The sequence below is a fragment of the Allobranchiibius sp. GilTou73 genome, from assembly GCF_021391335.1.
Lineage (GTDB): Bacteria > Actinomycetota > Actinomycetes > Actinomycetales > Dermatophilaceae > Allobranchiibius > Allobranchiibius huperziae.
Genome location: NZ_CP090051.1, coordinates 1723329 through 1741031, shown reverse-complemented (window position 1 = coordinate 1741031; position 17703 = coordinate 1723329). Strand labels below are relative to the sequence as shown.

At 71.5% G+C, this 17703-nt stretch carries 20 protein-coding genes; 14 read left to right on the top strand and 6 right to left on the bottom strand.

Annotation, left to right across the window (positions count from 1 at the left end):
* The first annotated feature begins 15 nt into the window (after positions 1 to 15).
* The 7 genes from LVQ62_RS08780 (at position 16) to LVQ62_RS08750 (ending at position 6655) form a co-directional block, all read left to right on the top strand.
* A complete protein-coding gene (locus LVQ62_RS08780) occupies positions 16 to 810 on the top strand; it encodes a DeoR/GlpR family DNA-binding transcription regulator (protein ID WP_233767520.1) in 795 nt (264 codons plus the stop codon).
* A 42-nt stretch (positions 811 to 852) separates the two neighbouring features.
* Positions 853 to 1755: a 1-phosphofructokinase family hexose kinase gene (locus LVQ62_RS08775; protein ID WP_233767517.1), complete on the top strand. Its 903-nt coding sequence runs from the start codon at positions 853 to 855 to the stop codon at positions 1753 to 1755.
* A 67-nt stretch (positions 1756 to 1822) separates the two neighbouring features.
* Positions 1823 to 2269, top strand: coding sequence for a PTS sugar transporter subunit IIA (locus tag LVQ62_RS08770; RefSeq protein ID WP_179481985.1), 447 nt, complete (start codon positions 1823 to 1825; stop codon positions 2267 to 2269).
* Complete coding sequence (locus tag LVQ62_RS08765) at positions 2266 to 3831, top strand: PTS fructose transporter subunit IIC (RefSeq protein ID WP_233767514.1); 1566 nt, start codon at positions 2266 to 2268, stop codon at positions 3829 to 3831. Before LVQ62_RS08770 ends, LVQ62_RS08765 begins: the two co-directional genes overlap by 4 nt.
* Positions 3832 to 3875: 44 nt before the next feature.
* Positions 3876 to 4154: an HPr family phosphocarrier protein gene (locus tag LVQ62_RS08760; RefSeq protein WP_179481990.1), complete on the top strand. Its 279-nt coding sequence runs from the start codon at positions 3876 to 3878 to the stop codon at positions 4152 to 4154.
* Between the two features lies 1 nt (position 4155).
* Entirely contained in the window at positions 4156 to 5853 is a 1698-nt protein-coding gene (ptsP, locus tag LVQ62_RS08755; RefSeq protein WP_233767512.1) for a phosphoenolpyruvate--protein phosphotransferase, read from the top strand.
* Between the two features lie 10 nt (positions 5854 to 5863).
* Entirely contained in the window at positions 5864 to 6655 is a 792-nt protein-coding gene (locus LVQ62_RS08750) for a DUF2127 domain-containing protein (protein ID WP_218883689.1), read from the top strand.
* Between the two features lie 77 nt (positions 6656 to 6732).
* Here the strand turns inward: LVQ62_RS08750 and LVQ62_RS08745 are convergent, their stop codons facing one another.
* On the bottom strand, positions 6733 to 7116 hold the full coding sequence (locus LVQ62_RS08745; protein ID WP_233767510.1) for a DUF4232 domain-containing protein: 384 nt from the start codon (positions 7114 to 7116) through the stop codon (positions 6733 to 6735).
* Between the two features lie 13 nt (positions 7117 to 7129).
* Here LVQ62_RS08745 and LVQ62_RS08740 point away from each other — a divergent pair, with 13 nt between their 5' ends.
* Complete coding sequence (locus LVQ62_RS08740) at positions 7130 to 7510, top strand: hypothetical protein (protein WP_233767508.1); 381 nt, start codon at positions 7130 to 7132, stop codon at positions 7508 to 7510.
* Here LVQ62_RS08740 and LVQ62_RS08735 read toward each other — a convergent pair.
* From LVQ62_RS08735 to LVQ62_RS08725, 3 genes are read right to left on the bottom strand one after another with little or no spacing between them, the layout of a single operon-like run.
* The gene (locus LVQ62_RS08735) at positions 7467 to 9170 is read right to left on the bottom strand and encodes an FAD-dependent oxidoreductase (protein ID WP_233767506.1); all 1704 of its coding nucleotides are present in this window, start codon (positions 9168 to 9170) and stop codon (positions 7467 to 7469) included. The two genes, LVQ62_RS08740 and LVQ62_RS08735, sit on opposite strands and share 44 nt — an antisense overlap.
* 46 nt (positions 9171 to 9216) lie before the next feature.
* On the bottom strand, positions 9217 to 10176 hold the full coding sequence (gene meaB / locus LVQ62_RS08730; protein WP_233767504.1) for a methylmalonyl Co-A mutase-associated GTPase MeaB: 960 nt from the start codon (positions 10174 to 10176) through the stop codon (positions 9217 to 9219).
* Between the two features lie 29 nt (positions 10177 to 10205).
* Positions 10206 to 11414, bottom strand: coding sequence for an acetyl-CoA C-acetyltransferase (locus LVQ62_RS08725; RefSeq protein ID WP_233767501.1), 1209 nt, complete (start codon positions 11412 to 11414; stop codon positions 10206 to 10208).
* A gap of 85 nt (positions 11415 to 11499) precedes the next feature.
* On the opposite strand from LVQ62_RS08725, the gene mce reads away from it, so the two are divergent.
* Together mce and LVQ62_RS08715 are read left to right on the top strand one after the other, a co-directional pair.
* Complete coding sequence (mce, locus tag LVQ62_RS08720; RefSeq protein ID WP_233767498.1) at positions 11500 to 11934, top strand: methylmalonyl-CoA epimerase; 435 nt, start codon at positions 11500 to 11502, stop codon at positions 11932 to 11934.
* A gap of 45 nt (positions 11935 to 11979) precedes the next feature.
* Positions 11980 to 12714, top strand: coding sequence for a TerC family protein (locus LVQ62_RS08715; protein WP_233767495.1), 735 nt, complete (start codon positions 11980 to 11982; stop codon positions 12712 to 12714).
* A 65-nt stretch (positions 12715 to 12779) separates the two neighbouring features.
* On the opposite strand, the gene LVQ62_RS08710 is transcribed toward LVQ62_RS08715, so the two are convergent.
* Both LVQ62_RS08710 and LVQ62_RS08705 read right to left on the bottom strand, forming a co-directional pair.
* The gene (locus LVQ62_RS08710) at positions 12780 to 13085 is read right to left on the bottom strand and encodes a hypothetical protein (RefSeq protein ID WP_233767492.1); all 306 of its coding nucleotides are present in this window, start codon (positions 13083 to 13085) and stop codon (positions 12780 to 12782) included.
* A gap of 4 nt (positions 13086 to 13089) precedes the next feature.
* On the bottom strand, positions 13090 to 14679 hold the full coding sequence (locus tag LVQ62_RS08705) for a 3-hydroxyacyl-CoA dehydrogenase (protein WP_233767490.1): 1590 nt from the start codon (positions 14677 to 14679) through the stop codon (positions 13090 to 13092).
* Between the two features lie 44 nt (positions 14680 to 14723).
* Here LVQ62_RS08705 and nucS point away from each other — a divergent pair, with 44 nt between their 5' ends.
* From nucS to LVQ62_RS08690, 4 genes are all read left to right on the top strand, one after another.
* Positions 14724 to 15419 (top strand): endonuclease NucS, encoded by a 696-nt coding sequence (gene nucS / locus LVQ62_RS08700; protein WP_233767489.1) that lies wholly within the window; start codon positions 14724 to 14726, stop codon positions 15417 to 15419.
* 4 nt (positions 15420 to 15423) lie between these two features.
* Positions 15424 to 15696, top strand: a complete 273-nt coding sequence (locus LVQ62_RS17810) for a gamma-glutamyltransferase (protein ID WP_370639689.1) — start codon at positions 15424 to 15426, stop codon at positions 15694 to 15696.
* Positions 15687 to 16931, top strand: coding sequence for a gamma-glutamyltransferase (locus tag LVQ62_RS08695; RefSeq protein WP_370639688.1), 1245 nt, complete (start codon positions 15687 to 15689; stop codon positions 16929 to 16931). The genes LVQ62_RS17810 and LVQ62_RS08695 overlap by 10 nt, the downstream gene beginning before the upstream one ends.
* A gap of 113 nt (positions 16932 to 17044) precedes the next feature.
* Positions 17045 to 17653: a cob(I)yrinic acid a,c-diamide adenosyltransferase gene (locus tag LVQ62_RS08690; RefSeq protein WP_233767488.1), complete on the top strand. Its 609-nt coding sequence runs from the start codon at positions 17045 to 17047 to the stop codon at positions 17651 to 17653.
* The last annotated feature ends 50 nt before the right edge of the window (positions 17654 to 17703 follow it).

Below are 17703 nucleotides of genomic sequence, written 5' to 3'. Positions count from 1 at the left end.
ACTACACATACCTCTGTGACCGAACACACACGGGAGAGCACCCCCACCCTCTACGCCGCCGAACGCCAGGCCCTGATCCTGCGATCGGCGCAGGCGCACGGCCGCGTCGAGGTCGCCGCCGTCGCGGCCGAGCTCGACGTCACGCCTGAGACGGTGCGGCGTGACCTGACCGTCCTGGAGCGCCGCGGCAGGGTGCGCCGGGTGCACGGCGGCGCCATCCCGGTCGAGCGCCTCGATATCGAGCCGACGGTGGCCGCACGCATCGAGGCCAACGCGCAGGAGAAGGAGCGCATCGCCCGCGCGGCGGTCGAGTTCCTGCCCGCCGAGGGCACCGTGATCATCGACGGCGGTACGACGACCGCGCGGCTCGCGGAGTTCTTCCCCCGCGACCGGGAGCTGACCGTCGTGACGACGTCCCTGCCCGTCGCCAGCACCCTGGCCGCCTTCCCCGGGGTCTCACTGCACCTGGTCGGCGGCTACCTGCGCGGCCGCACGTTGACCGCCGTCGGCGACTGGACCACCGCAGCCCTGGCCGGCATCTACGCCGACGTCGCCTTCCTCGGCACGAACGGGCTGAGCCTCGAACACGGTTTGAGCACCCCCGACCAGCGCGAGGCCGCCGCGAAGCGCGCGATGATCGCCTCCGCCAAGGAACGCGTCGTCCTCATGGACGCCGACAAGTACGGCCAGGCGCACTTCTCCCGGTTCGCCGACCTCGACGAGATCGACACGGTCATCACCGACGATTCGCTGAGAGGCGAGGACGCCCGCTCCATCCAGCAGCTCGGTCCGCAGGTGGTGCGCGCATGATCGTCACCCTCACCCCCCAACCCGTCGCTGGACCGCACGCTGGTGCTCGATCGGCTGGTCCGTGGCGAGGTGAACCGGGCACTGGAGAGTCGCCTGGAGCCGGGCGGCAAGGGTGTCAACGTCACCCGCGCGCTGGTCGCGAACGGATCCACGAGCATCGCCGTCTTCCCCTGTGGCGGGAACAACGGCCGCCTCATGGAGCTGCTCATCGCCGAGGAGCGGGTCACGGCCCGGGTGGTGCCCGTCGGCGGACCGATCCGGGTCAACACCGCGATCGTGGAGCCCGACGGCACCACCACCAAGGTCAACGAACCCGGCAGCCGCTTCAGCGAGGCCGAGACCGCCGCCGTCCTGGACCAGACCGCTTCCCTGCTCCCCCACGCGACGTGGCTCGCCGTGTGCGGATCGCTCGCTCCCGGCATGCCCGCGCACTTCCCGGCGCACGCCGTGCGCCTGGCCCGCGACGCCGGCGTGCGGTGCGCGGTCGACGCCTCGGGCGCAGCCCTGGAATCCGGCGTCAGCGCCGGCCCGGACCTGATCAAACCGAACCGCACAGAGCTCGCCGAGCTGGTCGGCCGCCCACTGGACCGGCTCGCCGACGTACGCGCCGCGGCCGCCGACCTGGTGCGCGGCGGCGTGGGAGCCGTGGTGGTCAGCCTCGGACGTGACGGTGCGCTGGCCGTCGACGCCGACACCGTGGCCCTCGCGACGGCCACCACAAGCCGCCCCAAATCAACTGTGGGAGCGGGAGATTCACTCTTGGCCGGAATGCTCTTCACCCTCGAGCGCTCCGGCACGCTCGCCGACGCACTGGCCACCGGCGTCACCTGGGGCACCGCGGCGGTGCAGCTTCCCGGCACCCAGGTGCCGCGCCCGGGCGACCTCGCGGGCATCACCCCGCGAACGACGTACGCGCCCGACGAGGACCTCGCCCTCGCGGACTGATCGACCGAACACCCATCCGGCGGCCGGTCCGGCCCGTCGCACAGCAGCCCCACGAAAGGAACAACCGATGTCCATCATCACCACCGACCAGGTCGTCCTCGACCTGAGCGCGACGGACCGCCACGAGGCGACCCGCACCCTCGCGCAGACCCTCGTCGCCAGCGGGCGGGTGACCGACCTGGAACAGTTCCTGGCCGACGTGCGCAAGCGCGAGGAGCAGATGGCGACCGGCCTGCCCGGCGGCATCGGCATCCCCCACGCCCGCAGCGCCGCGGTGACCGAGCCATCGCTCGTCTTCGGACGCACCACCGGCATCGACTGGGGCGCCGAGGACGGGCCCGCCACCCTCATCTTCCTCATCGCCGCACCCGAGGGCGGAGGCGATGACCACCTGAAGATCCTCGCCGCCCTCGCCCGGAAGCTCATGCGCCGGGAGTTCCGTGAATCGCTCGCCCAGGCCGCCGACCCGGCTGCCGTCGTGGACCTCGTCAACAAGGAAGTAGTCGGATCATGAAGTTCGTTGGTGTCACCTCGTGTCCCACCGGCATCGCGCATACCTACATGGCTGCCGAGGCCCTCGAACAGGCCGCCCGGGACGCCGGCCACGAGATGGAGGTGGAGACCCAGGGCTCCGCCGGGTCCTCGCCGCTCAAGACCGAGACGATCGCGTCCGCGGACGCGGTGATCTTCGCCCACGACCTCGAGGTCAAGGACAAGTCCCGCTTCGCCGGGAAGCCCACGGTCGACGTCGGGGTGAAGAAGGCCATCTCCGATGCTCCGGGACTCATCGCGCAGGCGGTGCAGCTCGCCGAGGAGCGTGCGGCGAACCCACAGGCGGCGGCCGCTGCAGGTGCGGCGGGCGCCGGCGCGGGTGCGGGTGCCCTTGTCACCAAGGTGGACCAGAACGCCTCGGTCGGCACCCGGATCCGGCAGTGGCTGATGACCGGGGTGAGCTACATGATCCCGTTCGTCGCTGCGGGCGGAATCCTCATCGCGCTGTCCTTCATGCTCGCGCAGGTCGCGGGCGGTAAGAAGGGCGCGATCGGCGTCACCAACTACAGCCTCACCGACGCCGCGGGGCTCGCGAAGTCCTACAACCTGATGACCCACTTCGACCCCACCAGCGGGATGAACTGGGCCGGGCTGCTCTTCGTCGTCGGTGCCGCGTCGTTCGGCTTCCTCGTACCGATCCTGTCCGGCTTCATCGCGTTCGGCATCGCCGACCGCCCGGGCATCGCGCCCGGCATCGTGGGCGGCTCCATCGCCGCGACCATGGGCACCGGGTTCCTCGGCGGCATCGCGACCGGCTTCATCGGCGGGTTCATCGCGCTCTTCGTGAGCCGGTGGAAGGTGCCGAAGGGCGTCCGCGGCGTCATGCCCGTCGTCGTCATCCCGCTGATCTCCACGCTGCTGACCGGCGCGATCATGATCATCATCCTGGGACGGCCGCTGAAGTGGCTGACCGATCACCTGACCGACGGGCTCAACAACCTCGGCACCAACGGCGCCGGTCTGGTGCTGCTCGGTGTGGTGCTCGGCCTGATGATGGGCTTCGACCTGGGCGGTCCGGTCAACAAGGTGGCCTACACCTTCGCGACCACCGGCCTGGCGACCGTCGCGGCCAGCAACGGCGATGCCCCGCAGCTGCGGATCATGGCCGCCGTGATGGCAGCCGGTATGACGCCCCCGCTCGGCATGGCTCTCGCCACCACGGTGCGCAAGCGGCTCTTCACCCCGGCCGAGCAGGAGAACGGGCGGGCGGCCTGGCTGCTCGGCGCGTCGTTCATCAGCGAGGGTGCGATCCCGTTCGCCGCGGCCGACCCGTGGCGGGTCATCGTGTCCTCGATGGTCGGTTCCGGCGCGACCGGCGGCCTGGTGATCCTCTTCAACAACACCCTGCGCGCTCCGCACGGCGGCATCTGGGTGGCGCCGCTGATCGGCAACCCGTTCACCTACGTGCTCGCGGTCGTCATCGGCACCCTCATCACCGCGGCGGTCGTCGTCGGGCTGAAGTCGATGCGCTCCACCGCCAGCACGCAGGCCACGGCTGCCGCCGACCAGCTCGTCGCAGCCTGAGCGTCGTACGACCACCCATCACCAGCAACCAGAAGGAATCCGACATGGCAACCCAATCCCGTACGGCGACCATCGCCTCCAGCGTGGGACTGCACGCACGACCCGCGGCGCTCTTCGTGCAGGCGGCCGGCGCCACCGGTGCCGACGTGACGATCGCCCGCCCCGGTGAGGAGCCGGTCGACGCGACCAGCATCCTCGGGGTGATGGCGCTCGGCGCCAAGCACGGTGAGGACGTGGAGCTCACGGTCACGGGCGACGACCCGGACGCAGCGCTCGACTCCCTGGTGGACCTGCTGTCGCAGGACCTGGACGCGGCCCACTGAGATGCGCACCTTGAGCGGTGTGCCGGTCAGCCCGGGCTCGGCGGTCGGACCGGTGGTGCAGGTCAGTCCTGCGCTCACCGCGCCCGCCAACGAGCCGGCGCCCCAGGGGCCCGAGGAGGCGGCGGCCTCGATCACCGCTGTCGAGCGGGCCTTTGAGGACGTCGCGGTGGGTCTCCAGCGTCGCGCCGAGGACGCCCCCGGCGCGGCCAAGGAGATCCTCGGCGCGGCCGCGCTCATGGCCCGCGACCGGGCACTGCTCAAGGCGGTCAGCAAGAGGATCACCGACGGCTGCGGCCCGACCCGCGCGGTCGAGGCCAGCGTCGCGGAGTACTGCGCGATGTTCCAGGCAGCGGGCGGCTACCTCGCCGAGCGGGTCACCGACCTGTGCGACGTGCGCGACCGCGTCGTGGCGCGGCTGCTCGGCGAGCCGGAGCCGGGCATCCCGGCGCTGCACGGCCCGTGCGTGCTGGTGGCCCGCGATCTGGCACCCGCCGAGACGGCCACGCTCGACGCGACGCTGGTGCGGGGCATCATCACCGAGGCGGGCGGTCGCAACAGCCACACCGCGATCCTGGCCGCCGGCCTCGGCATCCCTGCGGCCGTGCAGGTCGCGGGCGCCACCGCCCTGGAGGTCGGGACGATCGTCGCGGTCGACGGCGACAGCGGGGTGGTCACGGTCGAACCGGACCAGGCCACCCAGGACACCATGCAGCGCAAGGCGTTCGCCCGTCGTACGGCGCTGCAGGCGGCCTCCGGACCCGGCCGCACCAAGGACGGCCACCCCGTCGCGCTACTGGTCAACATCGGCACCGCGCAGGACGCGATCAGCGCCGGGCCGATGGACGTCGAGGGGGTGGGCCTCTTCCGCACCGAGGTGCTCTTCCTCGGCAAGCAGAGCGCCCCGACCGTGGAGGAGCAGACGCAGATCTACCGCTCGGTCTTCGCGGCGTTCGGCACCCGGCGGGTCGTCGTGCGCACCCTGGACGCGGGCGCCGACAAACCGCTGGCCTTCGCCGATCTGGGCGAGGAGGAGAACCCGGCGCTCGGTCGCCGCGGGCTGCGGATGGGCCAGGCGATCCCCGACCTGCTGGACCACCAGCTCGAGGCGCTCGGCGCTGCCGCTCAGGGGACGTCCGCCGAGGTCAAGGTGATGGCACCCATGGTCGCCACCGTCGACGAGGCGCAGTGGTTCGCCGAGCGGGTCCGCGCCCACGGGCTGCCCTCGGCAGGCGTGATGATCGAGATCCCCGCGGCGGCGCTGCGGTCACGCGACGTGCTCGACGTCGTCGACTTCGGCTCCCTCGGCACCAACGACCTGGCGCAGTACACGATGGCCGCCGACCGGATGCAGGGCGCGCTGTCGGATCTGCTGGACCCCTGGCAGCCCGCGGTGCTCGACGTGATCGACGCGGCCTGCGTCGGTGCCCGCGCCCACGGCAAGCCGATGGGAGTGTGCGGGGAGTCCGGCGGCGACCCGCTGATGGCGCTCGTGCTCGCCGGCCTCGGTGTCACCAGCCTGTCGATGGCCCCCGGCAAGGTCGACCTGGTGCGCTACGCGCTGTCGCTGCACGACCTGGCGACCTGCGAGCGCCTCGCTGCCGTCGCCCGCGCGGCACGGACCGCCGGCGACGGTCGCGCCGCGGTCCTACGGGAGGTCGACCCCGCGCTGCGCGACGTTGCTGTGAGCCGCCCCGCCTAGGCTGCCGTTCGTGAAGGACAAGCAGGCCCGCCGGGCGGCCATGGAACGACGTTGGGAGCTGCGCTCCTGCGGTCGGCACGGCCACCTCACCTACGCGCCGGACGAGAGCGGGCTCGCGAGTCGCCTACGAGCCGACAGCGCCCAAGGCGAGGCGTGGCGCTGCCTGCGGTGCGGCGACTACGCGCTCGGGCCGGCCACCGCGTCCGGACCGGCCGATGACGCGCCGGTCCCGTTGCGGGGCAAGGCGCTGCGCGACGCGTTCATCATCCGGTTGCTCGCGATCGAACGTCTGCTCCGCGGGGTGTTCCTGATCGCGGCGGCGTACGTCGTCTGGCGGTTCGTCGGGGCCAAGGACTCGGTGCAGCGCGTCTTCGACAAGGACCTGCCGGCCGTGCGCGACCTGTCCCGGCGTACCGGCATCGACTTCGCCGACGCGGCGCCCACGCGCCTGCTGCAGCGGGCACTGGATGCCGGGCACAGCACGTTGGTGCTGCTGGCCGCGGGGGTGCTCGCCTACGGACTGCTGGAGATCCTCGAGGCCTACGGCCTGTGGATCATGAAGCGCTGGGGCGAGTACGTCGCCGTCGTCGGCACGGCGGTCTTCCTGCCGCTGGAGATCTACGAACTCACCGAAAAGGTGAGCGCGCTCAAGATCGTGGCGTTCCTGATCAACCTCGCGGCCGTCGCGTGGCTGATCTGGAGCAAGCACCTCTTCGGGGTGCGCGGCGGACGCGCGGCCTTCGAGAAGGAGCGCGAGAGCACGTCCCTGCTCGAGGTCGAACGCACGGCCGCCCAGGTCTGAGAGTGGCTGTCAGTCCATGTCCGGCGAATCCACCGACGCCGCGCATCCGGGACCGGGTGTGCGCGGCGTCGGAGGAGTCAGCTCGGGTTGTAGCCGACCGGTCCGACGGTCAGCTGGTGCACCGTCGCGCCGGCGCATCCGGTGATGCCGGAGCGGGACAGGAAGATGGCCTGGGTGCTGCCCGGGGGATAGATGCGGAAGCCGCGCGCGGCCGTCGGCCGGCACTGATCCGAGGAGTAGTTGCCGGCGTCGGCGACTTGGACGATGAAGGTCGTGGCGGCGCCTTCGGCCAGAGTCACCGTCCTCGACGTGCCGGCCGGGTTGCGGTCCGCGGAGTGGCCGAGCTGCACGCCGTTCGCGCCCACCAGGCTCACACCGGGATATCCGTCCAGCGTGCAGGTCGCGTGCCCGTCGTTGCGCAGCCTGACCGTGTAGTACGCCGACCCCGCGGCGCCGTCCACCCCGCTGACGCCCGTGCCGAGCGAGGTCGCGAGGCACCGACTTCCCGCTGCACTGCCGCTGGATCCGCTGGCGCTGGTCTCCCCGGCGGTCGATGAGCCGGACGAGGAACTGGCCGACGACGTGCTCGAAGACGAGGAACCGGCCGACGAACTGCCGGATCCAGGGGTGGACGCGCTGGTGGACGGCGCGGACGAGGTAGTGCTGCTGACGGACGCCGGAGCGGTCGTCGACGGCGAACCGGCGGAGTTCGAACTGCCACAGGCGGCCAGCAGTGCCAACGGGCTGATGAGAGCGGCGGCGGAGAGCGCTCGGCGAGTTGTGTTCATACAGGAGAAGACGACGATGGGGCTCATGAGGTTGGCACCGGCTCCAGGACCGGCCGTTCGCCGTTGACGGTGTCGAGATAGGCGTGCACGAGGGGTACGGCGGCGGCGCCCTCTCCGCTGGCCGACGCGACCCGTTTCATCGACCCGGCGCGGATGTCGCCGGCGGCGAAGACGCCGGGCACCGTGGTCTCCAGCGACGCCGGGGGCAGCCCGTCGACCCAGGTGTGCTGCGGGGTGTCACGGCCGGTCACGACGAAGCCGGCGCGGTCGCGGACGACGTCGTCCGGCAGCCAGTCGCAACACGGCTTGGCACCCAGCAGCAGGAACAGCCCGTGAGAGGAGACCTTCTCCTCGCCGCCGGTGTTCTTGTCGCGCAGCGTGATCCAGTCCAGTCGGCCGGCGCCGCCGGCATCGATCACCTCGCTGCAGGCGCGCACCGCGATGCGCGGGTTGCCGGCGATCTCGCGCGTCAGGTAGTCCGACATCGTCTCGGACAGGTCCGGGCGGCGGATCACGATGGTCACCGAGCGGGCCCACCGTGCCAGGTGCACTGCTGCCTGCCCCGCCGAGTTGCCGCCGCCCACGATGTGCACGTCCTTGCCCTCGCACCCGCGAGCCGCGGAGGTCGCAGCTCCGTAGTGCACCCCGAGCCCGACGAGGTCCTCGACCGCCTGGACGCCGTGTCGGCGGTAGGAGACCCCGGTCGCCACCAGCAGGGCTCGCGCCTGCACGGTCGTGTCGTCGAGGGTGAGGATGTGCACACCACTGGGGCCGTCGGCCAGCTCGGCGGCGTGCACCGGTCGGGCGGAGTAGATGTGCGCTCCGAACCGATTGGCCTGACTGCGGGCCCGCTGCGCGAGGCGCATCCCGGAGATCCCGCGGGGGAAGCCGAGATAGTTGCGGATCATCGAGCTGCTTCCGGCCTGCCCCCCGACGGCATCCGCGTCGAGCATGATCGTGCTGAGGCCCTCGGACGCGCCGTACACCGCCGCCGCCAGCCCCGCGGGACCGGCACCGACGATCGCGAGGTCGTAGACGCGCCCGGCCTCCGGTTCGCGGCCCATGCTGAAGAGGGCGCCGATCTCGCCGATGCTCGGCGCGTTCATCACCCCGCCGAGCGGGGAGACGACCAGCGGGTACGTCGGCTCGGCGCCGTTCAGCCCGGCCAGCGCATCCCGCCCGACGTCGCTGTCGGGCTTGTAGACGCGGAACGGGACGCCCAGGCGCTCCAGGAAGTCGCAGATCTGCGACTTCAGCGGTGAGATGCCGTCGCTGACGATCTGCACCGACTCCACGACGGGCACATCGGAGGTCCAGCCCCAGTCCGAGAGCAGCTCGGTGACCGCGGTGTGGAACTCCTCGTCGCGCACGCCACGCGGCACGGTCAGAGAGGTGTCGATTCGCCCGGCGAGCTGCGCCTCGCGCACGACCTCCATCGCCGACCTGAACTCCTCCCACGCCAGCACGATGACCCGCTTGGCGGCGGAGCTGATGGCGTGCACGCAGTCCAAGGCGACCAGGCCGGCGGCGTCCGGCAGTTCCATCTGCGCTGCGACCAGGGCGATCGGGACGTCCTGTGAGTGCAGCATCTGGGTCGTCGCGATCGCGGCGGCCAGCCCGTCGGCGTACTCGATGCGGTAGTCGACCTCGTAGCGGCGGAACTCCCGGGTGAGGGCGTCACGCTGCTGGGTGCCGATCAACAGGATCGCGGGGGTGCGGATCGTCATAGCGAAAGTCTAGGAGCGCCGCCAAGCCCCACCCTCGGGTCGAGCGTCAGAGGGCCTCGACCAGCTCGTCCGCCGCGGCGTACGGGTCGATCTTCCCGGCCACGACCCGCGCGGCCAGCTCGTTCAGGTTGTCGTCCCGACGCGGATCGGTCATCCGCAGTCGCAGCGTCTGCAGCGCGATCGCGGCGATCTCACCCTCGGCGCGCGCGATCCGGCGCTCGCGCAGCACGTCGTGTTCGACGAGCCACGCGTGGTGCTTGTCGAGCGCGGCGACCACGTCGTCACGGCCCTCTCCGCGCTCGGCGACCAGCTTCTCCACCGGCGGGCGCCAGGCGCCGGCCTCCGTCCGCTCCCCCAGGCTGATCATCGCCCGCAGGTCGCGCACCGTCGTGTTGACGCCGTCGCGATCCGCCTTGTTGACCACGAAGACGTCGCCGATCTCCAGGATCCCGGCCTTGGCGGCCTGGATGCCGTCGCCCATGCCGGGCGCGAGCAGGACGATGGTCGTATCGGCGAGGGCGGCGATCTCGACCTCGCTCTGCCCGACGCCGACCGTCTCCACGAGGATCACGTCGCACCCGGCGGCATCGAGCACCCGCAGCGCCTGCGGGGCGGCGAACGACAGGCCTCCCAGGTGTCCCCGGCTGGCCATGGAGCGGGTGTAGACGTGCGGGTCGAGCGCGTGGTCCAGCAGGCGGATCCGGTCACCGAGCAGCGCACCGCCGGAGAACGGCGAGCTGGGGTCGACCGCGAGGATGCCGACCCGCAGGCCCCGCTCCCGGAACGCCGCGACCAGCGTGTTGGTGGTCGTCGACTTGCCCACCCCGGGGCTGCCGGTGAGGCCGATGACCCACGCGGAGCCGGTGTGCGGAGCGAGCGCCGCCATGACCTCGCGCAGGGCGGGGTCGGCGTTCTCGACGAGGGTGATCAGCCGGGCAACGGCCCGCGCCGAACCGTCGCGGGCCGCAGTCACCAGGGCCGGTACGTCGACCGGTCGCGAGCGCATCCGTGAGATCCCTTGCGCCGAGGTGGTGTTCAGGACTTCGGGACGCGCACGATCAGTGCGTCGCCCTGGCCACCGCCACCGCACAGAGCGGCCGCACCGACACCGCCGCCACGCCGCTTCAACTCCAGCGCGAGGTGCAGCGCGATGCGCGCACCCGACATACCGATCGGGTGGCCCATCGCGATGGCGCCGCCGTTGACGTTGACCTTCTCCGGGTCCAGACCGAGCTGCTTGGTCGAGGCCAGCCCGACGGCTGCGAAGGCCTCGTTGATCTCGACCAGGTCGAGGTCGGTCGGCGCGATGCCGGCCTTGGCGCAGGCCGCAGCGATCGCGTTGGCCGGCTGGGACTGCAGGCTCGAATCGGGGCCGGCGACGACAGCGTGCTCGCCGACCTCGGCAAGTGGGGTGACCCCGAGCTCGGCGGCCTTGGCCGCGCTCATCACGACGACCGCGCACGCCCCGTCGGAGATCGGGGACGCGGAGCCGGCGGTGATGGTGCCGTCCTTGCGGAACGCCGGGCGCAGCTTCGCGAGGGATTCCACCGTGGTGTCGGGGCGGATGCCCTCGTCGTCGCGGAACTCGATCGGGTCGCCCTTGCGCTGCGGGATGAGCACGCTGACGACCTCGTCGTCGAAGAGGCCGTTCTTCCAGGCCTGGGCCGCGCGCTGGTGGCTGCGAGCCCCGAACGCGTCCTGCTCCTCGCGGCTGAACTCCTGGTCGGCCTTGTTGGCGTCCTCGGTGAGACCGCCCATGGCCTGGTCGGTGAAGGCGTCCCACAGGCCGTCGTGGGCCATGTGGTCGCGCATGGTGACGTCGCCGTACTTGAACCCGCCGCGGCTCTTCTCCAGCAGGTGCGGCGCCTGCGACATCGACTCCTGGCCACCGGCCACCACGACGTCGAACTCGCCGGCGCGGATCAGCTGGGCGGCGAGCGCGATGGCATCGACGCCGGACAGGCAGACCTTGTTGATGGTGAGGGCGGGCACGGTCATCGGGATGCCGCCCTTGACCGCGGCCTGGCGAGCGGGGATCTGGCCCGCGCCGGCGGTCAGCACCTGGCCCATGATCACGTAGTCGACCTGGTCGCCGCTGATGCCGGCCTTGTCGAGGGCGCCCTTGATGGCGAATCCGCCGAGATCGGCTGCGGACAGGTCCTTCAGACCCCCCATCAGCTTGCCCATCGGCGTACGGGATCCGGCGACGAGGACGGGGGTGCGATCGGTCGCGCTGTCGGCCATCAGGGGTCTACTCCAACGAGTTGCGGGCGGGGACGAACGGTCCCGGGATCTTCCGGGTGACGGGTTTCACTTTAGCCTTGCCGGTATGCCGAGCCTGCCCACCCATCTCTTCACCGCCGTAGACCACGTGGGCATCGCCGTGCCCGACCTGGACGCCGCGATCGACTTCTACCAGGCGACGTTCGGCATGCGGCTCACCCACCGTGAGACCAACGAGGACCAGGGGGTGCACGAGGCGATGCTGCGTGCCGGCAGCGAGGACGGCGCGCAGATCCAGCTGCTCGCCCCGGCGTCCCCGGAGTCGGCGATCGCGAAGTTCCTGGACCGCTCCGGCCCCGGCGTGCAGCAGGTCGCCTACCGGGTCGTCGACATCGAGGCCGTCAGCGCCACCCTGCGCGACCGCGGGATGCGGCTGCTGTACGACGAGCCGCGGCGCGGCACCGCGGGCAGCAGCGTCAACTTCGTGCACCCCAAGGACGCCGGCGGCGTGCTGGTCGAGCTGGTGCAGCCCGCCGGCTGACGGACCCGGAACCGCCGCCGGCGATCGATCGTTGGCCGGTCAATCATGGACTTCCTCACCAGCCCGGACCTCTGGGTCGCCTTCCTGACCCTCTTCGCGCTCGAGCTCGTGCTCGGCATCGACAACGTCGTCTTCATCTCGATCCTCACAGGTCGCCTCCCGAAGTCCCAGCAGCAGCGGGCGCGGATCATCGGACTCGCCCTGGCGCTGGTGCTGCGCATCGGGTTGCTGGCCGTCGCCTCCTGGATCGTGGGACTGACGGCACCGATCTTCTCGATCGGCGACGCCCAGGCACTGGAGTTCTCCGGCCGTGACCTGATCCTGCTGGCCGGTGGCCTCTTCCTGGTCTACAAGGCCGTCACCGAGATCCACGACAAGATCGAGGGCGCCGGCGAGGCCCACGTGGCGACCGGGGTGACGTCCACGATGGGCAAGGTGATCGTGCAGATCCTGCTCATCGACGCGGTCTTCTCCCTGGACTCGGTGATCACCGCCGTCGGGATGGTCGACCAGCTGTCGATCATGATCGCCGCCGTGGTGCTGTCGATCGGCCTGATGATGGTGCTGGCGGGGCGCATCAGCGACTTCGTGAACGCGCACCCGACCGTCAAGATGCTGGCGCTCAGCTTCCTGGTGCTGATCGGGTCGACGCTGATCGCGGAGGGCTTCGACGTGCATCTGTCCAAGTCCGCGATCTACGGCCCCATCGCGTTCGCCATCGCCGTCGAGGCGCTCAACCTCGCCTACCGCAAGAAGCACGAGGCCGGCCGCACGATGTAGACGCCGCGTGGGTGGAGTCGTCGCGCGCTCTATAGAGCGCGCGGCGACTCCACTCCCGTGGGTGCCTAGCGCCAAGAGCCTCGGGGTGGGCGGCGGTCCCGGGCCTTCCAGCAGCCCGTGTGCCAGTGCCGCCGGTCGCTCACGTCGCCGAGGCCATCGTCCGGCCACACCACGACGTGCGCGAGGGAGGCCGGCAGCTGCTGACTGCAGCCGGGGCAGGTGTAGACCCGGCAGTTGGCGTTGCCCCGCACCGGGCGCACCATCCATGCGCCGCCGGCGTACTGCTCGCGGCGCACGCCTGACTCCAGCACCCGCGAGATGTCGGGTGCCGGGCCGGGAGTACGACGGGGTGGCCGCCTGCGCCGCGGCATCGGCTCAGCCGTGCAGCGACTGGCCGGCGGCGGTGGCCTCGCGCAGCAGCGGCGAAGGGGTCAATCCCACCTCGCCCGTCTCGTCCCGCATCGTGGTGAGGACTGCGGCGACCTGCGCCGGACCGATCCGGTCGATCATCGCCAGCGGGCCCTCGGGGTAACCGCATCCGGCGGTCATCGCGGTGTCGATGTCGGCGGCGGTGGCGTAGCCGGAGTCCAGCATCCGCACCGCGTCGTTGAGGTGCGGGTAGAGCAGGGCGTCGACGACTCCCCCTGCACGCAACCGGCCGCCGACCACGACGAAGCCGGCAGCGGACAACGTCGCGCGCAACGTCGCGACCTGCGGGGCACCCGTCGAGCGCAGGACCTCGGCGAGGCGCCCACCCTTGGTCGCCGGGTGCACGCGAAGGGCCACCACGGTGACGCCGCCGGAGGCGGCCGGCGTCGCCGCAGCACCGCCCGGCGACGCGACGGCCAGCGTCGCGCCGGAGTCCATCGTGGCCAGCAGTTCGGCGACCCAGTCGGGGCTGGTGTCGCTGGCGAGGATCACGACGTCGACCCCGGCGAGCGAGTCGCGGGCGCCGGCGGTGCTCACCCACTCCACCGAGGAGGCGCCTCCGCCGCCGATCTGCCCGGCGAGATCGGACGCCGCTGCGGACTCGCCGACCACGACCACCTGTGCCGCGGGCTTCACGTCGTCCGGCGCTGCGGCGGGTGTCACGGTGCCGGAGCCGGCCTTCTCATAGTCGTAGAAGCCGGAGCCGGTCTTGCGTCCGAGCCGCCCGGCGGCGACCAGTTGCTGCAGCAGGGCGGGCGGTGCCGCCGACGGGTCGTGCGTGGCGGCGTAGAGCACGTCGCAGACCTCCTTGACCACGTCGAGTCCGATCAGGTCGGACAGCGTCAGCGGCCCCATCGGGAAGCCGACACCGACACGCCCGGCGTCGTCCAGGTCCTCACGGCTGACATGCCCGGTCTCGTACGTGCGGATCGCGCGTGCCAGGTAGGTGATCAGGAGCGCGTTGGCGACGAAGCCCGCGCGGTCGCGTACGACGACGGGTTTCTTGCCCAGCCGCTCGGCCAGATCGCGGACGCGCTCGACCACGGCGTCGTCGCTCAGCACGGTGGTGATGACCTCGACGAGCTTCAGCACGGGCGCGGGGTTGAAGAAGTGCATGCCGACGACTCGCTCGGGACGCGCTGTGGCGGCCGCGATCTCGGTGAGCGACAGGCTGGAGGTATTGGACGCGAGGACGGTGTCCGGGCGCACCACGCCGTCCAGCTTGGTGAGGATCGCGGTCTTGATGTCGAGCCGCTCGGGGACGGCTTCGATGACCAGGTCGCAGTCGGCGAGCGCGTCGTACTCGGCGGTCCACGTGACCCTGTCGAGGATCTCCTGCTGCGCGCTCTCCGCCAGCCGGCCGCGCGAGACGGCCCGGCCGGTCGAGGACTCCAGGAAGCCGCGTCCGCGGTCGGCGAGCTCCTGGCTGCCGTCGACGCCGACGACACGCAATCCCGCGCGAGCGAAGACCTCAACGATGCCGGCTCCCATGGTGCCCAGTCCGATAACCCCTACCTGCGCGATCTCGCCCGTCATGCGCGCAGTCTCCCAGACCGCCCACTGCGGTTAGGCTGCCGGTCGTGCGCGTCGTCATCGCCCGCTGCAGCGTGGATTACACCGGAAGACTGACCGCCCATCTGCCTCTGGCAACCCGGCTGCTCATGGTCAAGGCCGACGGTTCGGTGCTGGTGCACAGCGACGGTGGTTCCTACAAACCGCTCAACTGGATGTCCCCGCCCTGCGCGATGGCGCAGGTGGAGCCCACCGAGGACGAGCGCGAGACCGGCGTGGTGATGACCTGGTCGGTGCAGCACGCCAAGTCCGAGGACCGCCTGCGCGTGCTGATCCACGGGGTGCTGCACGACTCCTCTCACGACCTGGGGATCGACCCGGGCCTGGTCAAGGACGGCGTCGAGGCGCAGCTGCAGGCACTGCTCGCCGAGCACATCCACACCCTCGGCGACGGCTACTCCCTGGTGCGCCGCGAATACCCCACGGCCATCGGCCCGGTGGACATCGTGTGTCGCGACGCGGGCGGCGCCACGGTCGCCGTCGAGATCAAACGCCGCGGCGACATCGACGGGGTCGAGCAGCTCACCCGTTACCTGGAGCTGCTGAACCGCGACCCGCACCTGCACCCGGTGAGCGGGGTGTTCGCCGCCCAGCAGATCAAACCGCAGGCGCGTGTGCTGGCACAGGACCGCGGGATCCGTTGTGTCACCTTGGATTACGACGCCCTGCGCGGCATCGACGACGTGACCACCCGGCTCTTCTGACCGTATGACGAGTATCGCGGTCGCCGCGCCCAGCCGGCTGGCGACCGATGCGGCGCTCTCCGTCGCACACGCCGGAGGAAGCGCCGTGGACGCCGCGATCGCCGCGGTGATGGTGGCCTATGTGACCGAGCCGGGCATCGTCAGCGCGCTCGGCGGTGCGTTCGTCAACGTCTGGGCCGCCGACGGCTCCCCTGTCGTGATCGACGGCAACTGCGAGATGCCGGGGCACGGCCTCCCCCGGAGCGCTTCGGCGAGGGGCTGCGGGAGATGGCGCTGAACTACGCCGGCGGCATCACCGTCTACGGCGGAGCCGGATCCGCCGCCACGCCAGGATCGTTCGCTGCCTTCGCGCTGGCACGGGAGCGCTTCGGGCGGGCCTCCCTGGCGGACGTGCTCGCGCCCGCGGTCGCCGCTGCGCGCGACGGATTCGAGCTCGGCTCGGCGGCCGGCAGCTATCTGCAGCTGGTCGGCGACCCGCTCTACGCATTCGACCCGGTGACCCGCGAGGCGCACTTCCAGGACGACACACCGCTCGGCCCGGGTGACACGATGACCAACCCCGACCTCGCGGACACCCTCGAAACGATCGGCCGGCGGGGCTTCTCGACGCTGTACGACGGCGAGTTGGCCGACGCGGTCGCCGAGCACGTCCAGCGCGAGGGCGGTCTGCTGACCAGGGCGGACCTTGCGGCGTACACCGCGACGGCCCGCCCTGCGAACCGAACACGTCTCGGCCGCTGGGACATCGCCACCAATCCGCCTCCGTCCATCGGCGGTCCGGTCCTCACCACCATGCTGCGGATGCTCGCCGAGACCGGCACCGACCCCGCTGCGCTGATCGATGTGCAGACCCGGGTGCTGCGCTACCGCGAGGCGCACCTGGACACCGCGGTCGACCTGACGGCCGCCGGCACCGCGCTGCTGAACGGCGCCACCGACGATGCGCGCGCCGCTCTGTCGACCAGCGGCGACACAGTGCAGGTCTCGGTGGTCGACGCGACCGGCACCGCGTGCTCGATCACCTCGTCGGCCGGATACTCCTCCGGCGTCACGGTGCCCGGCACCGGACTCGTCCTGAACAACTGTCTGGGAGAGCCGGAGCTGAACCGTCTCGGACTGCACGCCCTGCCGCCCGGCACCCGCATCGCCTCGAACATGGCGCCGACCACCGCGCGTAGCGATGACGGGGGTCTGCTCGCCATCGGCAGTCCCGGCGCCGACCGGATCACCTCGGCGCTCATGCAGGTGATGGGGCGCTACTGTCTGGCCGACGCCGACCTGCAGGAGGGCATCGACGCACCGCGGCTGCACGTGCAGCTCGCCGGCGACCGGGAGGTCGTGCAGCACGAGCCCGACGCCGCCATCGAGGCGGCGCTGGTCGGCCGGGATGCCGTGGCGCACCCGCCCCGCGCCATGTACTTCGGCGGGGTGGGGGCGGCCTACCGCTCGGGCGACGGGGCGCTCTTCGCGGCGGCCGACCCGCGCCGCGCGGCGGCGACCGCCGTCGGCTGACCACCCACCCCGGCGCAGGCAAGGCCGACAGCCACAGGTCGGCCAGTGGCTCTCGGATCTACCGGTGCCACCGTCGCCAGCGCGGCGGCACCGGACCCTGAGAGGATCGGGCCATGGTCATCCTCAGCAGGATCTACACCCGCACCGGCGACGACGGCAGCACCTCCCTCGGCGACTTCAGCCGCACCGGCAAGAACGACCCGCGCCTGATCGCCTTCGCCGATGTCGACGAGGCCAACTCCTGCATCGGCGTGGCAGTCGCGGCGGGTGAGCTGCGCGCGGACCTCACCACGATGCTGCGCCGCGTCCAGAACGACCTCTTCGACGTGGGTGCCGACCTGTGTACGCCGCTCGTGGCCGACCCGGAGCACCCGCCGCTGCGCGTACAGGCAGCGTGGGTCGATGAGCTGGAGGCCGATTGCGACCGGCTCAACGAGGAGCTGGAGACGCTGCGCTCGTTCATCCTGCCCGGCGGATCGGTCGGAGCAGCCCACCTGCACCTCGCGCGGACCGTCGCCCGGCGCGCCGAACGCTCCACCTGGGCCGCGATCGCCGAGTACGGCGACGGCGAGGCTCCCGTGGGCACCGCCGAGCCGGGCGGGGTCAACCCGCTCACGGCGCGCTACCTCAACCGACTCTCTGACCTGCTCTTCCTCGCCGCCCGCACCGCCAATCTCGACCACGGCGGCGACGTGCAGTGGAAGCCGGGCGGAGGTCGCTGACCTCGGGCAACCTTTCCGGCTCCGTCGCCGTATTGAGGGGGTGAGGCGCA

What these genes read in the sequence shown, in the direction of transcription:
- LVQ62_RS08725 (WP_233767501.1), bottom strand. Translation starts at nt 11,414, where the DNA reads ATGGCCGACAGCGCGACCGATCGCACCCCCGTCCTCGTCGCCGGATCC.
- LVQ62_RS08760 (WP_179481990.1), top strand. Translation starts at nt 3,876, where the DNA reads ATGGCAACCCAATCCCGTACGGCGACCATCGCCTCCAGCGTGGGACTG.
- LVQ62_RS08710 (WP_233767492.1), bottom strand. Translation starts at nt 13,085, where the DNA reads ATGCCGCGGCGCAGGCGGCCACCCCGTCGTACTCCCGGCCCGGCACCC.
- LVQ62_RS08690 (WP_233767488.1), top strand. Translation starts at nt 17,045, where the DNA reads ATGGTCATCCTCAGCAGGATCTACACCCGCACCGGCGACGACGGCAGC.
- mce (WP_233767498.1), top strand. Translation starts at nt 11,500, where the DNA reads ATGCCGAGCCTGCCCACCCATCTCTTCACCGCCGTAGACCACGTGGGC.
- LVQ62_RS08715 (WP_233767495.1), top strand. Translation starts at nt 11,980, where the DNA reads ATGGACTTCCTCACCAGCCCGGACCTCTGGGTCGCCTTCCTGACCCTC.
- LVQ62_RS08735 (WP_233767506.1), bottom strand. Translation starts at nt 9,170, where the DNA reads ATGACGATCCGCACCCCCGCGATCCTGTTGATCGGCACCCAGCAGCGT.
- LVQ62_RS17810 (WP_370639689.1), top strand. Translation starts at nt 15,424, where the DNA reads ATGACGAGTATCGCGGTCGCCGCGCCCAGCCGGCTGGCGACCGATGCG.
- LVQ62_RS08770 (WP_179481985.1), top strand. Translation starts at nt 1,823, where the DNA reads ATGTCCATCATCACCACCGACCAGGTCGTCCTCGACCTGAGCGCGACG.
- ptsP (WP_233767512.1), top strand. Translation starts at nt 4,156, where the DNA reads ATGCGCACCTTGAGCGGTGTGCCGGTCAGCCCGGGCTCGGCGGTCGGA.
- LVQ62_RS08695 (WP_370639688.1), top strand. Translation starts at nt 15,687, where the DNA reads ATGGCGCTGAACTACGCCGGCGGCATCACCGTCTACGGCGGAGCCGGA.
- LVQ62_RS08765 (WP_233767514.1), top strand. Translation starts at nt 2,266, where the DNA reads ATGAAGTTCGTTGGTGTCACCTCGTGTCCCACCGGCATCGCGCATACC.
- LVQ62_RS08705 (WP_233767490.1), bottom strand. Translation starts at nt 14,679, where the DNA reads ATGACGGGCGAGATCGCGCAGGTAGGGGTTATCGGACTGGGCACCATG.
- meaB (WP_233767504.1), bottom strand. Translation starts at nt 10,176, where the DNA reads ATGCGCTCGCGACCGGTCGACGTACCGGCCCTGGTGACTGCGGCCCGC.